Annotated in this window: 12 protein-coding genes; 1 reads left to right on the top strand and 11 read right to left on the bottom strand. The window is 28.4% G+C overall.

The annotated features are described in order from the left end of the window. Positions 1-61: 61 nt before the first annotated feature. The 7 genes from rny to fucO all read right to left on the bottom strand — a co-directional run bounded on the left by rny (position 62) and on the right by fucO (position 7725). On the bottom strand, positions 62-1618 hold the full coding sequence (gene rny / locus Fi14EGH31_RS03215) for a ribonuclease Y (RefSeq protein ID WP_022000712.1): 1557 nt from the start codon (positions 1616-1618) through the stop codon (positions 62-64). A 186-nt stretch (positions 1619-1804) separates the two neighbouring features. Next, a complete protein-coding gene (gene recA / locus Fi14EGH31_RS03210) occupies positions 1805-2836 on the bottom strand; it encodes a recombinase RecA (RefSeq protein ID WP_022000713.1) in 1032 nt (343 codons plus the stop codon). A gap of 48 nt (positions 2837-2884) precedes the next feature. Beyond that, positions 2885-3343 carry a CinA family protein gene (locus Fi14EGH31_RS03205; RefSeq protein ID WP_107030553.1) on the bottom strand — a complete coding sequence of 153 codons (459 nt, stop codon included), beginning with the start codon at positions 3341-3343 and terminating at the stop codon, positions 2885-2887. Further along, complete coding sequence (pgsA, locus tag Fi14EGH31_RS03200; protein ID WP_022000715.1) at positions 3343-3936, bottom strand: CDP-diacylglycerol--glycerol-3-phosphate 3-phosphatidyltransferase; 594 nt, start codon at positions 3934-3936, stop codon at positions 3343-3345. Before pgsA ends, Fi14EGH31_RS03205 begins: the two co-directional genes overlap by 1 nt. Then, positions 3936-4922, bottom strand: coding sequence for a helix-turn-helix domain-containing protein (locus tag Fi14EGH31_RS03195; RefSeq protein ID WP_022000716.1), 987 nt, complete (start codon positions 4920-4922; stop codon positions 3936-3938). Before Fi14EGH31_RS03195 ends, pgsA begins: the two co-directional genes overlap by 1 nt. A 159-nt stretch (positions 4923-5081) precedes the next feature. Then, positions 5082-6437, bottom strand: a complete 1356-nt coding sequence (locus Fi14EGH31_RS03190; protein WP_107030550.1) for a sodium-dependent transporter — start codon at positions 6435-6437, stop codon at positions 5082-5084. Positions 6438-6579: 142 nt separating this feature from the next. Continuing rightward, complete coding sequence (gene fucO, locus Fi14EGH31_RS03185; RefSeq protein ID WP_022000718.1) at positions 6580-7725, bottom strand: lactaldehyde reductase; 1146 nt, start codon at positions 7723-7725, stop codon at positions 6580-6582. A gap of 161 nt (positions 7726-7886) precedes the next feature. Here fucO and Fi14EGH31_RS03180 point away from each other — a divergent pair, with 161 nt between their 5' ends. Further along, entirely contained in the window at positions 7887-9428 is a 1542-nt protein-coding gene (locus Fi14EGH31_RS03180; protein ID WP_158560099.1) for a ribonuclease H1 domain-containing protein, read from the top strand. 48 nt (positions 9429-9476) lie between these two features. Here the strand turns inward: Fi14EGH31_RS03180 and Fi14EGH31_RS03175 are convergent, their stop codons facing one another. From Fi14EGH31_RS03175 to Fi14EGH31_RS03160, 4 genes are all read right to left on the bottom strand, one after another. Then, complete coding sequence (locus tag Fi14EGH31_RS03175) at positions 9477-10394, bottom strand: Rpn family recombination-promoting nuclease/putative transposase (protein WP_200765129.1); 918 nt, start codon at positions 10392-10394, stop codon at positions 9477-9479. 206 nt (positions 10395-10600) lie between these two features. Then, complete coding sequence (locus tag Fi14EGH31_RS03170; RefSeq protein WP_267905653.1) at positions 10601-12007, bottom strand: FAD-dependent oxidoreductase; 1407 nt, start codon at positions 12005-12007, stop codon at positions 10601-10603. Between the two features lie 231 nt (positions 12008-12238). Then, on the bottom strand, positions 12239-14221 hold the full coding sequence (locus tag Fi14EGH31_RS03165; RefSeq protein WP_117788850.1) for an RNA-directed DNA polymerase: 1983 nt from the start codon (positions 14219-14221) through the stop codon (positions 12239-12241). A 126-nt stretch (positions 14222-14347) separates the two neighbouring features. Further along, entirely contained in the window at positions 14348-16177 is a 1830-nt protein-coding gene (locus Fi14EGH31_RS03160; protein WP_117814154.1) for an RNA-dependent RNA polymerase family protein, read from the bottom strand. Between the last annotated feature and the right edge of the window lie 36 nt (positions 16178-16213).

Below are 16213 nucleotides of genomic sequence, written 5' to 3'. Positions count from 1 at the left end.
CTTTCCTCATTTCGTAAAGATATTTTAACATATATAAAAAAAAAGGGAATTGATTTCCCTTTTATTTTGCAATTTCACTCGCACGAATTTCTCTTATAACAGTAACTTTAATATGTCCTGGATAAGTTAATTCTTCTTCAATCTTTGTCTTAATATCACGTGCAATCTTATGACTTGCTAGATCATCCACTTTATCAGGTTTTACAACGATACGAATTTCACGTCCTGCTTGAATTGCATAGACACGATCGACACCATCAAAGCTTTTAGCCATTTCTTCAAGTTTTTCAAGTCTTTGAATATAATTTTCAATTGTTTCACTTCGACTTCCTGGTCTAGCAGCTGATAATGTATCAGCAGCAGCTACTAAAATAGAAATAACACTTGTTGCTGGTACATCCCCATGATGTGAAGCAATTGCATTAATAACAGTTGAATGTTCTCCATGTTTTTTCGCGAATTTTGCACCTAATTCAACATGGCTTCCTTCCATTTCATGATCCATTGCTTTACCAATATCATGTAATAGACCTGCACGTTTAGCTAATTGTTGATTTAATCCTAATTCAGCAGCCATAATTCCTGCTAAATGTGCAACTTCTAATGAATGTTGAAGCGCATTTTGACCATAGCTTGTACGATATTTTAATTTACCAATTTGTTTAACAATTTCTTTATCAATACGAGAAATACCTAATTCAAAAATTGCATTTTCTCCAGTTTTACGAATAACTTCATCTAATTCTTTTCTTGTTTTATCAACAACTTCTTCGATTCTTCCTGGTTGAATACGTCCATCTCTAATTAAAGTTTCTAACGATAAACGAGCAACTTCTCTTCTTACTGGATCAAAGCAAGAAATCGTAATTGCTTCAGGTGTATCATCAATAATTAAATCTGCACCTGTTGCTTGTTCGATTGCTTTAATATTACGACCTTCACGTCCAATAATACGCCCTTTCATTTCTTCACTTGGAAGATCAACAACAGTTACTGTTCTTTCAGTAACTTCCTCTTGAGCATATCGATTAATTGCATTGGCAATAATGTCTCTAGACATATCAGCAGCTTTGCTTTTAGCTTCTTCTTCTTGTTCCTTTATGTAAGCAGACATTTCTAATGAAATTTGTTGTTCAACTTGTTTGAACAATTCTTCCTTAGCTTCTCTTGCTGACATAGCGGCAACTTTTTCTAATTCAACAACTTTAGAATCAATTTTATCTTTTAATTCAGCCTCTAATTTATCTATTCCAGCTTCTTTAATATCTAATTGTTTAATTCTTTGTTCAAGAACGTCTTCTTTACCTTGAACAGCAATATCTCTTCGTTCAATACCTTTTTCACGTTCTGAAAGATTATTTTCAAGTTCAGTAATTTCTTGTTTTTGTTCTTTAATTTCTTTTTCTGCTTCTAATTTTAATTCATAAGCTTGAGTTTTAGCATCTAAAATAGCTTCTTTAACTAGATTATCAGCTTTACTCGTTGCATCATCAATAATCTTTTGAGCACTTACATTAGCTTTTGAAATATTTAGTTTTGCATATACAAAATAAATAAGAACCCCAACAGCGACAGCTAGAACATAGGATAAAATAGTGGCAATATTTAAACCTGGCATATTCCACCCTCCATTTTCTCTATGCACATTTTTTATGATTGATTATTCAATCATTCACCGGTTGTTTCGGTTATAATAATTAATATTTACATAGTCTTTACTATGTTTATTAAACGTGTTTTGCGCACAAGTATATTATATGTCAAATTGCTTATTTTGACAATAACAAGTTAAAAAGAGGAATTTTTACAATTCCTCTTCTTCTACAGGCATTAATGAAGCTTTAATTGCTTCCGTAATTTCATTCATTATATCAGGATGTTCAACAAGATATCGTTTTGCATTTTCGCGTCCTTGTCCAATCTTTTCACCCTTATAAGCATACCAAGCACCGGATTTATCAACAATATCTTTATCAACTGCTAAATCCAAGACTTCACCATCTCTTGAAATACCTTTACCATAAATAATATCAACTTGTGTTGATTTAAATGGTGGTGCCACTTTATTTTTAACAACTTTGATATTGACTTTATTCCCAACAATTTCCGTACCATTTTTAATTGCTTCACTTCTTCTGATTTCTACTCGCACAGAAGAATAGAATTTTAAAGCTCTTCCTCCAGTAGTCGTTTCTGGATTTCCAAACATAACTCCAATTTTTTCACGTAATTGGTTAATGAAAATAATTGTACAATCTGTTTTATTCATAACCCCTGAAAGTTTACGTAAAGCTTTAGACATCAATCTTGCTTGTAATCCCATTTGTTGATCAGCCATTTCGCCATCTAATTCCACTTGAGGAACAAGTGCAGCAACAGAGTCAACAACTACTAAGTCAATAGCTCCAGAACGTACGAGTGTTTCAGCAATTTCTAAACCTTGTTCACCACTATCTGGTTGCGAAAGAATCAATTCATCAATATTAACTCCTAGATTTTTAGCATAAACAGGATCAATGGCATGTTCGGCATCAATAAATGCAGCTGTACCACCTTGTTTTTGTACTTCAGCAATTGCATGCAATGTAAGCGTTGTTTTACCACTTGATTCTGGACCATAAATTTCAATAATTCTTCCTTTAGGATAACCACCTATTCCTAAAGCCATGTCAAGTGTTAAAGAACCTGTTGGAATAACAGCCACATCAACAGCTGCACGATCTCCAAGCTTCATAACAGAACCTTTTCCAAATTGCTTTTCAATTTGTTTGATTGCATCATTCAATGCTTGTGCTTTTTTAGCATCTTTTGTTTCTACTTCTTTTTTTCCAGCCATAAATAATACCTCCTATTCCTATATATGCTTTATTTTTCATTTTTTCTTTTATTTTTTTAAAATTTTTTCAATTATTTTCTTTTGAGCAAAATCTATTGCCTTTAAAGCAATCTCTTTTCGACTACCTTCTAAATTCAATTTATAAACAACAACATCTTCATAAGCAATACCAATATAGACTTCTCCTACTGGTTTTCCTTCCATTGCATCCGGTCCAGCATTTCCTGTAAAAGAAATACATAGATCAACATCTAAAATACTTTTACCATTAACACACATTAAAGTAGCAATTTCTTTAGAAACAACACCGTACTTTTCAATCAATGGATGTTCAATTCCTAAAAGCCTTTCTTTCGTTTCACTTTGATAAGTGACTAAAGAACCCTTATAAACCTTAGAAATGCCAGGAATATTTCCTAGCATTGTCGCAAAATTTCCTACTGTAAAACTTTCTACAGTTCCAATAGAAATATTATTTTTTATTAATAATTCAGCAAGTTCATTCATTACATTGACTCCGTTAACATATCTTTACTATCCATAAAATAATCAATACCACTTACTATTGAAATCACGCAAGCAATCCATACACTTATTTGACCAATTGGTAAATGAATGATTGAAAAAGGAAAATCATTTAATAATAAGAATATCACACTGATCATTTGTGTCACAGTTTTTAATTTTCCTAAATATTTTGCTGCAATAACAACTTGTTTATTGGCAGCCACCAAACGAATGGCATCTACGATCGTATCCCTAGAAATCATAATAATAGGAATAATGATAGAAATTGTCCCATCACTTGCTAGTAGAAGAAAAATCGTATTAATTAATAGTTTATCTGCAATCGGATCAGCAAATTTACCAAAAGTCGTAATTAATTTAGATTTTCTTGCAATTTGTCCATCAAAATAATCAGTTAACGAAGCAACTGCAAAAATAATAAAGATAACAATATTAACAAGTGAAATATCAGCATTCAAAATATGATACATAGGTACATTGATTCCAAACGTTGCATAAGGAAACATATAAATAAGAATAAGAATTGGAACAAGGATTATTCTTGTAATCGTTAATTTATTAGGTAAATTCATTATTTAACCATCGTTAATTTAAATGTTTTAATTGTGTTATTATGATCACTTTCCTCTAGTGGGAGTTTTTGATCATTAATATAATAACGATGTCCTATGTTCCAACTATATGAAAATTCCAAATATTGGAAATCATTTACATTAAATTCTAACTCAACGCTTTCACATGCAGAATCATCTTTTAAAGCATCAGACATTGAAGGAGCAAGACTACCGCTATAAACTCCTCGTTTAAATGTATCTGTTTGATAACTGTTTGGATCTCCATTGACATGTAAATCAACTCTTGTCGCAAAAGTAAAATCTACTTTTAATTTAAAAGTTTCTTGATCATATCCATCAGGTAATTTAAAACTATAATCACCATCTGCATTTTTAGTAAAAGTTATTTCAGTAGATGTTTGTTCATCTTTTTTTGTTGTATCAGATTTTGTTGTTTTCTTTTTATCTGTTTCTGTTGTTTTCTTCTTTAAAGTTTCACTTGTTTCTGTTTTAGATGTATTACTATTTTTAAATGATGAATCATTTGATTTCGTAAAGACAAATGAATATCCAAGTACAATAATAATAGCAATGACAATAATAATGACAATTGCATATTTAATATATCTTAAGATATAGTGATCTTCATAAACTCCCTTTCTTGTCGGTTGTTTTTTAGTTGGTTGAATATTTTTTACTTTATCTACAAAAGTAACAGATCCTATATCTTCTTTTTTATTTTCTAAATCTTTTAAATCAGCCTTTTTAATTTCTCTCGTAATTGCATAATAATCATCAGCAATCGTCTCATCTATTTCTAAGTATCTTGCTATTTTTTTAAGATACATTTTTACATATAGCTCGTCTCCAACAAATCGTTCAAAAGCACCGTCTTCTATATCTTTAATGATATTAACAGATAACAATGTTGCTTCTGCGACTTCCTCTATTGTAACGCCTTTGGCAATGCGGGCTGCTTTTATCTTTTCACTTATTTTGTCCATAAAGACATCCTCCTTTACACTTAGGCATAATTAAACAAATAAATTATAGCACAAATGTTTTATTTGACAAATACAAAAGCTCATTTTATTTCTAATATATTATATACATAAAAAATGTCTTTTTTATGTCCAAAAAGAAAAAAGCTTAAAAAAGCTTTTTTATAACGTAATAATTCCAAATGTTGATAAAATATAACTTAATAAAATAATTAATAATGTTGGAATACAAATATATTTCATCACAATATTATAGACTTTTTCTCTTTTAAAAGCAGATGATATTTTAATTTCATTTGAAATTGTTTTTAATTTTGTTACAAAAATAATTAATAAAACTGTACATAACGCTGAAATTGGCATCATACATGAATTTGTGACAAAATCAAAGAAATCTAATAAAGTCATTCCTAATGGTTGAATCCATCCTAAAACACCATAGCCAAGTGAAATAGGAATTCCTAAAGCTAACATTTCAATAATCATTGCTAAAGCTGCTTTTTTTCTAGAAATATGGAATTGTTCCATCAATGTTGCACAAGAACATTCCATTAAAGAAATAGCTGAAGTTAAAGCAGCAAATAAGACAAGTAAAAAGAATACCCCACCTATAAATCCACCTAATTTTAATGAATTAAAAACTTTAGGCATTGTAATAAACATTAAAGACGCTCCAGCATTTAAACTATCTTTTCCTGAAAATGCAAAGACTGCAGGAATAATCATTAACCCCGCTAAAAAAGCAATTAAAGTGTCCATAATTTCTACTTGAGAAATTGCTTTTTCCATATCAACATCTTTTTTCATATAAGAACCATATGTAAATAAAATACCCATTCCAATTGATAAAGAATAAAACATTTGTCCCATTGCTGAAATAACTGTCATAATACTAAACCTTGAAAAATCAGGAATAATATAATACTTCAAACCTTCAATTGCTCCTGGTGTCATTAAACCATAGATTGAAATAAAAATAGCTATTACTACTAAAATAGGCATTAAAATCTTACTTACCTTTTCTATTCCTTTTTCTACCCCTTTAATAACCACAATAAAAGTTAATACTGCAAAAACAACTAACCAAAAAGCTGGACTAATTGGATTAGCAATAAAATTTGAAAAATAGGTATCTTGTGTCAAGATTTGACTTGATCCTCTTAAATATTCAAATAAGTATTTACATACCCAACCACCAACAACACAGTAATAAGGAATTATCAACATTGGAATAATTGAATTCAACCAACCACCAATCTTTAATTTTTTTGCTCCTAAGATTTTATATGCTTTGATTGGATTGTTTCCGGTCTTTCTTCCTAATGCTGTTTCACTTACAAGTAAAGCAAAACCAACTGTAAACGCTAAAATAATGTAAGTAAATAAAAAAGTACCTCCACCATATTTAGCCGCAAGATATGGAAAACGCCAAATGTTTCCTAATCCAACAGCTGAGCCAGCAGCCGCCATAACATATCCTAAACGGCCTGAAAAACTTGATTTTTTATTTGTTTCCATCGAATTTCCCCTTTTTAACATATAAAAAAATTATATTGAAACCGCATAAAAAGTCAACTTTATTGTGAAATTAATAACAAAATTCTCTTTTTTTTTACATTTTAAAACAAAAAAACAGCCCTCATTGAGGACTGTCTTATTATTATAATAAAGATTTATATAATTCTTTGATTTCTTCTACACTTGTATCTCTTGGGTTACCTGGACAGCAAGCATCAGCTAAAGCAGATTCACTTAAGAATTGTAAATCTTCTTCTTTAACGATTTCTTTTAAGTCAGCTGGAATACCAACATCTTTAGATAATTGTTTAACTGCATCTACAGCTGCTTTACGATATTCTTCTTGAGACATACCAGTAGTATCTACACCCATTGCTTCTGCAATGTCTTTATATTTTTCACCAGTATATGGTGCATTATATTCCATAACTGTTGGTAAGATGATAGCATTAGCAACACCATGAGGTGTATCATATAAAGCTCCAAGTGGATGAGCCATTGAGTGAACTAATCCTAAACCTACGTTAGAGAATCCCATACCTGCAACATATTGACCTAAAGCCATACCTTCTCTACCTTCAGGAGTATTTTCTACTGCACCTCTTAATGATTTAGAAATAATTTCAATAGCTTTGATATGGAACATATCTGACATTTCCCAAGCACCTTTAGTAATATAACCTTCGATAGCATGAGTTAAGGCATCCATGCCTGTAGCAGCAGTTAATCCTTTTGGCATTGATGACATCATATCTGGGTCAACGAAAGCTACAACTGGAATATCATGTACATCTACACATACCATTTTACGATCTTTTTCAACATCTGTGATTACATAGTTGATTGTTACTTCAGCAGCAGTACCAGCTGTTGTAGGAACTGCAAAGATTGGTGTACAAGGATTTTTAGTTGGTGCAACACCTTCTAAGCTTCTTACATCAGCAAATTCAGGGTTTTTATCAATAATACCTACTGCTTTTGCTGTATCCATTGATGAACCACCACCAATAGCAATCATATAATCTGCTCCAGCATCATGTAATGCTTTAACACCTTGTTGAACATTTTCAATTGTTGGATTCGGTTTGATATTAGAATATAGTTCATAAGCTAATCCTGCTTTATCTAATAAATCAGTAACTTTTGCTGTTACTCCAAATTTTACTAAGTCTGGATCTGAACATACTAAAGCTTTTTTGAATCCTCTTGCTTTTGCTTCTTCAGGAATTGATTCAATTGCTCCTTTTCCATGATAACTTGTTTCATTTAATACAAATCTGTTTGCCATAATTAAATCTCCTCTTTTCTAACTACACATATTTTAGTATCATGTGAAAATAAAAACAAGTTACACATAAGGCTATGTGTAACATTTCACAAGTTTTATATCATTTTTATTCCATTACAAAAAGCTATAAATATGTCATAATAGAAACAAGGAGTGATATCATGAAATATTATGCTGTAAAAAAAGGAAGACATCCTGGTATTTATAATACTTGGGAAGAATGTCAAAATGAAGTAAATCAGTTTAAAAATGCGCAATTTAAAAGTTTTACTTCTAAAGAAGAAGCTTGGAACTATTTAAATGAAAATACTCAAAAAACAGATAAACCATCACTTAGTAAAGATCAATATAATGCCTATAACCAATTAATATCAGGTAAAAATATCTTTTTAACCGGTGATGCAGGAACAGGTAAATCATTTGTTTTAAAATTATTTATCAGTGAAATGGAAAAACAAAATAAAAAAGTAATTGTCTGTGCTCCTACAGGTATTGCTGCTATTAATATCCAAGGTGTAACTATTCATAGATGTTTTCAAGTATCCCCTGAGCCACAAGTTATTAAACATATCCAAAAAGTACCTCAAGTTGTACAAGAAAGCGATATTATCATTATAGATGAAATCAGTATGTGTCGTGTTGATCTTTTTGATTTTGTTGTAAGAACAATTACTAAGGCAGAAGAAAAATCTTTATCTCGTAAACAAATAGTTGTCGTTGGTGATTTCTTTCAACTTCCTCCAGTTACTACTGATAATGATCGTGAAGTTTTAGAAAAAATATATGAACATTATCATAAAGGCTACGCTTTTGAATCTACAAATTGGAAAGATTTAGATTTTCAAACAGTTGAATTAAAAGAAGTTATTAGACAAAAGGATCCTGAATTTGTTCATGAACTTAATAAAGCAAGAATAGGTGACTATTCTTGTGTAAGTTATTTTAATACTCATAGTCAAAAAGAACTTTTTGAAAATGGAATTATTTTAACTGCTACTAATAAAAAAGCAGAACAAATCAATCAAGATAAACTCTCTAAGTTACCCAATAAAGCTAAAGTCTATCATTCTAGAATAGTAGGAGATGTTAAAAATTCTGATAAACCTACTTTAGATGAACTTCATCTAAAAATAGGAGCTAGAGTAATGGTACTAATTAATGATACTGAACAAGATTTATATCAAAATGGTTCATTTGGAAAAGTATATAAATTAGAAGATGATTGTGTAACAGTTATGCTTGATACAAATAAAACATTAGTTACTTTTGGATATCATGAATGGGCTATAGAAAATTATGTTTTGTCTAAAAAGAAAGATGGAGATATTGAAGATCATCAACTATCTAAAGAAAAAGTAGGTGCTTTTTATCAAATACCTTTAAAGCTTGCTTATGCTATTACAATGCATAAAAGTCAAGGACAAACTTATGATCAAGTCAATTTAATCCCCTATTCATTTGATAACGGTCAACTATACGTAGCTTTAAGTCGTGTTAAATCTATTGAAGGTCTTTGTTTAATTAATCAATTAAGACAAGAGAATTTAATTTGTAGTCAAGAAGTCAAAGATTTTTATCATATTGGTTCATCTAAAAACAAAGATAATCTTATTTATGAACTCGGTAAAAAAGTACTAGAAACTTATCCAAAAGAAATTCAAGATTTAATAGATGAAATACATAAAATAGATAGAAAAGGATAAACATCGTATTTAAGATATGTTTATCCTTTTCATATAATAAGTTATTATTCAGTTAATTAACTTTAAAACATCTTCTTCATTATTAACATTAAAAATATGACGTGTTAATACATTAAGTTTTTCAATTGATGTATTTGAAAGTTGTTTTTCTAAATTACTTGAAAGACTTCCTAATTTTACTTTAAGTAATTCATTTAACATATTTTGTTTTTCTTTCAACTCTCCTCGCGCTTCTCCTTCTTTTCTAAATCCTTCTGCCATTCTTTCCATTCCTTCACACATATCCATCTCATCTCCTTCTACAATATCTTTAATCATATCCAAACTTCCTGTAATTATCGCTGCATAAATCAGATTATTGGTATTCATCTTTCTTTTTTGATGTAATTTTATATAGTCTCCCTTATACATTGCTTGAATGGCTTCTATAAAATAGCGTGTTTGTTCATCTTTGATCTTACTTGTATCCATTTCTTTAACATCTACTAAGATGATTTTCCAATCATTAAAGTGTTTCTTTAATTCTTCGGGTATTTCAAAATAATCACTGAGTTTTACTGGTACATTCCATTTCTTTGGTCCTGTATAAAAGGCAACCATGATTTGTGGTACTAATCTTTTATACTCTTTATTTTCTAACTGTTTTAAATATTCCAACATTTCATAGATGGCACATCTAACCACCATTGCTTGATCAACACTACTTTGATGTTCTACTCCTAGTATACAGTAGATTCCATTAATATCACTTTTAACAACAATATCTCTTCTTCTTTTTTTATCCTCTATTCTTTTTGAATCATTGATAATAAAAGCTGTATCATTTTCATAACGCACAAGATTCTCAGGATGAATGAGTTGTTCTCCTTCAAATACAACTGCATTAATAAAAGATGCAAAACTGACATCATTACTTAAGAATGTCCGACATGCACTATCAGAGGTTACCTTATTGATGGGTATCATACACATTACCTACTTTCTATTGAGTTGAAGTAACGTCATCTAGATTTATTACAAGTAGATTATAACATGTATGTACTTAATATTTGTCTCAAGTTTGTCTCACAAATGTCTCATTTCTTATACTTATTTTATCTTTCTCTTTTTCTTCTTTCAATGGACATTTAGTCCAAAAAAATATGAGGTTCATTTGAACCTCATAGGAAATATTATAATCCGTTAATTACACGATATGCTTCTGCTGTTGCATCTAATATTCTTCTAGGAGAAGCAGCATCTCCTACAACTTTTACATCATATTTTTTAGATAATTCTTCTGCAAGTTCATTTCTTGATTTATATCCAGCAGCAATAACAACATAATCACATGGAACAGTTGTATTTGATAAAACAACTTCGTGATTTTTAATTTCTTTTACTGTTTCACTTGTTTTTACATCTACTTGATACTCAGCAAGTTTTGCAAACATATGTCCAATAAATGTAGCTCCAATACCATCAGCAATATTATCTTTCATTTCTACTAATGTAACATGAGCTCCCTGATTTCCTAAATACTTACAAGTTTCAGTTCCTACTAAGCCGCCACCAATAACGACAACATTTCCTTTTAATTCTTTTTGATTTTCTAGTACATCTTCTGCTTGTAAAACAAATTCTTGTTCAATTCCTTGAATTGGTGGAATAATTTGTGTAGAACCAGTTGCTAGAATAATTGTATCAGCAGCAAATTCATCATCAGCTTTTACTTCTTTATTGATAACTTCAATATTATATTTTTTCATTTGAGATACTAAATAACGATCGAACATCATAAATGTATCTTTTTCAGGTGGTGTAGATAGTGCTTTAAATTTTCCACCTAATTCACCTTTTTCATAAACAGTAACTTTCATACCTCTTTGAGCAGCTGTAATTGCTGCTTCCATTCCGGCAGGACCAGCACCAATAATTACTACTTTTTTATCAGATTTTCCTTTTAACTTACAAGTTAACTCTTCACCAGCTACAGGATTGACCATACAATGTGCAGGCATTCCTCCAAGTACACGATCAATACATCCTTGGTTACATGCAATACAATAACGAATATTATCATAATCATGTGCTTTAATTTTATCTATTAATAATGAATCAGCAATTAAACCTCTACCAATAGCAACAATATCTGCTTCATCATTTTCAACAACATTTTCAATTAAATGTGCATCATTTAATCTTACTGCAACAATAACAGGAATATCAATTTCTGCTTTTAATTCTTTAGCAAAAGGTATAATAAATCCTTGAGGAATAAACATTGGTTGAATTGCATATTCAACAGCATCATAGCATCCTGCTGATAAAGAAATAGAAGCTACACCCATTTCTTTAGCTATATGACAAACTGTTTTTACCTCTTCAAATTTCATTCCATCGTCTACATATTCATCAACACTTACACGAATTTGTACAGGCACTTCTCCATTAACTTCATCAATAACAGTTTTTAAAACATCCATTGGATATTTGATTCTATTTTCAAAACTTCCACCATATTCATCTGTTCGATGATTTGTATGAGTTGACATAAATGAATGTAATAAATATCCATGAGCAAAATGTACTTCTACAATATCACACTATTTATTTGGTACTATAAGAAACAATAAGAAGCAGATAAAAATACATTCTTACTAATAGTCAGGATTTTAGATGGTCAAGCACATCGGCAGGATTAATAAGCTTAAGCATAGTGATTGCTCAAGAGTATTGAAATTGATAATCATGATAAATTGGAATATAACCTCTTATAAAAAGTACATCCGCATTATAATCATGCTTGTATTCTGCTAAAAAATATATTATTAATAATCAAATATGTCAAATGTTTCATTTTCTTGTTTGTTATTAAAAATTGTTCTATTGAATGTTTTAAATTTTATATTTTTGAAAAACATCTTTTTATCCAATTCCCAATTTATAAATTTTTCACCATTATATTCTAGAAAAAATTTACATATTTCTAATTTTGATTGTTCAGATTGCTTATTAGATAAAATTGTACTCATGTATTTTACAATAAAATCTTCCATATTTTTATTAATACCTTGTGATAAATATTTACATTTATAGAAAATAAAAATCCACCAAATATCTTTATTTAAAAAAATATTTTTCCCCTGTGAATCTAGGTCATCACTATCAACTATATTATAAAATATATTTAATTTACTTTGAATTAAATCCTCTATTTCCTGTTTTAAACCTAATTTTTCTTTACAAATAAAATGATCATATAAAAACAAAATTGCATAGTATAGCGGATTCATTTCTTTTCGTATTTCATATAAAATGTATTCTTCTGATTTTGAACCTATATCTATATCGTACATTATTAATAATAAAATCAAGTTTGAAACATCTGCTAAATTTGAATTTTGTATAATAAAACTATATCTTTTCATTATTTTATAAAGGACACTTTTATTTTTTGAAAATCCTATTTCATCTTCAATAATATATATAATGCTAATAAGTTTATCAGTATTGCGGTATGTAGGAGCAAATGAATAAAAATAAAATAAGAGATCATATAAATAATAAACTGCATTTTCAAAAGCCAAATTAAAAATAGTTTTCTTTGATTCATTTGAAATACATCCAAAAAACTTTCTATATATAAACGAAAAACAATACGATACTATTTTAACATTCATTTTCTCATCAGAAACTATTACAGTTTGAAACATATCTTTTAATTTCGATACTGATCTTTGAGGAAGTAATCTTTGTTCTCTCAATAAATATGTATTTTCATCACTATAAGGATAAAATATAGATTTCTCTAATTCATTTAAAAATAAATTGATTTCATTTATCCACTCAGACCATATATGTGGTAATTTTCCTTTTTCTTCTTTTTCATAGTTCAGCCTAAGTTTAAAGCGATTTGAAGATTTCGCTATTTCATTAATTATTTTATCCACGTTTTCTTCCTTTTTTACAAAAACAAAAAAATCATCAACGTATCTTTTTATTTCGTAATCTAAACCATTTTGAAGTCCCTGACAATTCAAACTATACATTATATTTCTATCAACAGATTGAAATATTATTTCAGATAGAAATCTTGAAAATTCAGGGCCAACAACAATTCCATTAGTAATTGACATATTCATATTTTGTAATAATTTATCAGTTGCACTCAGAAAATGTCCCTCATCTAACCTTTTTGCTTCCTGTACATTACTAGCAATAATCCAATTAAAAGTATGTGTATAAATACTATCAAAGCATTTGCTGTAATCTAATTTTGCGAAAAATTTATATTTTCTATTTAAATCATGCCACTCGTCTGATTTATAAAAATGATCTAATTGTTGATATGGAAATCTATCATAATAGTTTCCAGCCGACTCGTTTTGTAAAATTGCTTGGTCTGCATATTCAATAATATTATTATTCACTCTTTTAAATAATAAATTATCTCTTTTTCGGTGAGTTCTTATTGAAAAACTATCTTTTTTAAAAAAATTAAGAATTATTTTTTCATATCGCTCTAAATATAAATACACTTCCATCATTGAAAGTGGGTTAATGAACGAAATTTCTCTATATTCATTATTATCCTTTAATACAAAAATTTTCAAAGGTGCCGCATGCCAACTTGAATCGAATTTTTTTTCATCTTCATTTTTATCTCTAGATATTCTTTTCATAACTTTATTTGTTACAAGATAATTATAAAAATTTTTTAAAGTATATATTTGAGGTACTTCATTAGGTTGTAAATCAGTCAAAATTATATCTAATTGATTCCTCTTATCGTGTTTTTTGTTTTTATTCATATACACTCCTCCTCTTTTATGATAATATTTTATTGAAGAAACTACATATACGTATAAATCTTCACACACATTATCGGTGAGTGAGTCACTGTTCCATACTCTAAGCCAAACAAATTCCAGAATTCATTATTCTGGAATTTTTAATAAATAATTATAATATGTGACACACTCTCTATAAGTTTTGTTATGTACTTTAAATGTATTGTCAATCTTTCTTATTTTCTTACAAAGATATTCTACGCTCCAACCTATGTTAGGGTGAAAAACAATCGATTTATTATTTTTAAATACTGCCATAATACAATAACTTGGTTTACTCTTTTGGCTATTATAAAAATATAATTTATTCTTTAATGGATGATTTTTTATAATTTTCATCACATTTTCATATGGCTGTCTTGTTAAAAAGTATTTTGTTTTTTCCTCAAGATCGCCATAATTTTTTTTCTTAATTTCATGACTTAACAGATTATAATTTGCAGTAATCCCTGCTACATCCCATTTAGCTATTTTATTATTCGATGCAAACACATTATAATAAACCCTTCTAGATATAAAAAATAATATTCTCTGTCTAAATAATTCAACATCTCCGTTATTTAAATATTCTAAAGTAATTTTATCGATTTCTTTTCCATATTTTTCTAATTTTTCTTCAGCAATTCCAAACTTGTACTTTTTATCACTAAATTTAAATAAATATCCAAGATAAGTAAATTTTTTTAAATTATCATGCATATATTTTGTATAATATTTTTCCTTTTCTTCATTTAACTTTACTCTATTTCCAAACATTTCTTTTGCAATTTCAATTATTCTTTCTCTTATCATTTCCTGTTCAACATCTTTATTAAAAATTAATAATCCATCATCCACATATCGTGCATAAAAAATAAGGCCATCTGAACTAAAAGTATATTTTATTTTCCTATCAAAATATTTTCCAGCTATTTCAACAAACACATTAGATAATGCTAATCCTTGATAACAATATTGATTTTCATCAATATATCTTTCTAACAAATCTTTTATGTACTTTTCAAAAAAAACATCTTTAATATGATTGTTCCATATTATTTTGGCATCAATTGTTTCAAAAAAACTTTTAAAGTCAAATTTATATACTGTATAATTTGTTAAACGCTCTATTTCTTTTATTAAACTAAACAATTCTGGCATAATTTCTGATCTATTAGGATATTTTACATTAAAAATTAAATCTAATTTTTTCTTCAAAAATTTAATAATAATATACTCCTCTGTTTCTTTGTCAACTGTATATATTTTTCTTATTTTATCATCCTTCTTTATCTTTCTATGCTTTATAATTGGATTACCAAAATTAAAATTACTAGCCTTCTTCATCTTATAATATAATTTATTTTCATTATCTAATTTATATTGAAAATAATTGATTTCACTTGGCTCTATAGCAGTTAAATACAATACTTTTAAAAGTTCTGTTAGTTGCCTATCAGAATCATAATATCCCCAATTTGCAATATATTGCCTATCACAATATGAATCATTGATAATATTTAAATATTCACAATTACTTTTTGCACTTTCAATTACTTTATTTATATAGTAATTTGTAATAGATGGATTATCATTTTTTATTTGTGTCTTCATATTTTGTACCGCACAACTATTATCATTATATATTTCATAGCAAAATAGATACATACTTGCAAAATAACTTCCCACCTCATCATCATATAAAGTTAAAATATGTCTTCTTAAATTTTGTATAAAATTTTCTTCATTTTTATTTTTTATATTTTCATATATTTTACTTAATTCACAATCATCATATGTTGTCTTTGCTCTTGTTGATAACTTATTAATATTCCATTTTTTTCTTTCTAATTCTTTATACAATTCTGATAAAACCATTCCTTTGACTTCTAAATTTAAACTCATCTTTCTTCCGTGAACATTCCTTTTTAATCTCACACAAATACCACCTTCATAATTATTACATTTAAAAAA

Origin of the sequence: Faecalibacillus intestinalis (assembly GCF_015097455.1) — a bacterium.
Lineage (GTDB): Bacteria > Bacillota_I > Bacilli_A > Erysipelotrichales > Coprobacillaceae > Faecalibacillus > Faecalibacillus intestinalis.
Note: the sequence above shows the minus strand (reverse complement) of the source record. Positions and strands in the feature narration are given on the sequence as shown.

Bases quoted from the DNA above. Each gene is read 5' to 3' on its own strand.
- rny (WP_022000712.1), bottom strand. From the start codon at position 1,618: ATGCCAGGTTTAAATATTGCCACTATTTTATCCTATGTTCTAGCTGTC.
- recA (WP_022000713.1), bottom strand. From the start codon at position 2,836: ATGGCTGGAAAAAAAGAAGTAGAAACAAAAGATGCTAAAAAAGCACAA.
- Fi14EGH31_RS03205 (WP_107030553.1), bottom strand. From the start codon at position 3,343: ATGAATGAACTTGCTGAATTATTAATAAAAAATAATATTTCTATTGGA.
- pgsA (WP_022000715.1), bottom strand. From the start codon at position 3,936: ATGAATTTACCTAATAAATTAACGATTACAAGAATAATCCTTGTTCCA.
- Fi14EGH31_RS03195 (WP_022000716.1), bottom strand. From the start codon at position 4,922: ATGGACAAAATAAGTGAAAAGATAAAAGCAGCCCGCATTGCCAAAGGC.
- Fi14EGH31_RS03190 (WP_107030550.1), bottom strand. From the start codon at position 6,437: ATGGAAACAAATAAAAAATCAAGTTTTTCAGGCCGTTTAGGATATGTT.
- fucO (WP_022000718.1), bottom strand. From the start codon at position 7,725: ATGGCAAACAGATTTGTATTAAATGAAACAAGTTATCATGGAAAAGGA.
- Fi14EGH31_RS03180 (WP_158560099.1), top strand. From the start codon at position 7,887: ATGAAATATTATGCTGTAAAAAAAGGAAGACATCCTGGTATTTATAAT.
- Fi14EGH31_RS03175 (WP_200765129.1), bottom strand. From the start codon at position 10,394: ATGATACCCATCAATAAGGTAACCTCTGATAGTGCATGTCGGACATTC.
- Fi14EGH31_RS03165 (WP_117788850.1), bottom strand. From the start codon at position 14,221: ATGAATAAAAACAAAAAACACGATAAGAGGAATCAATTAGATATAATT.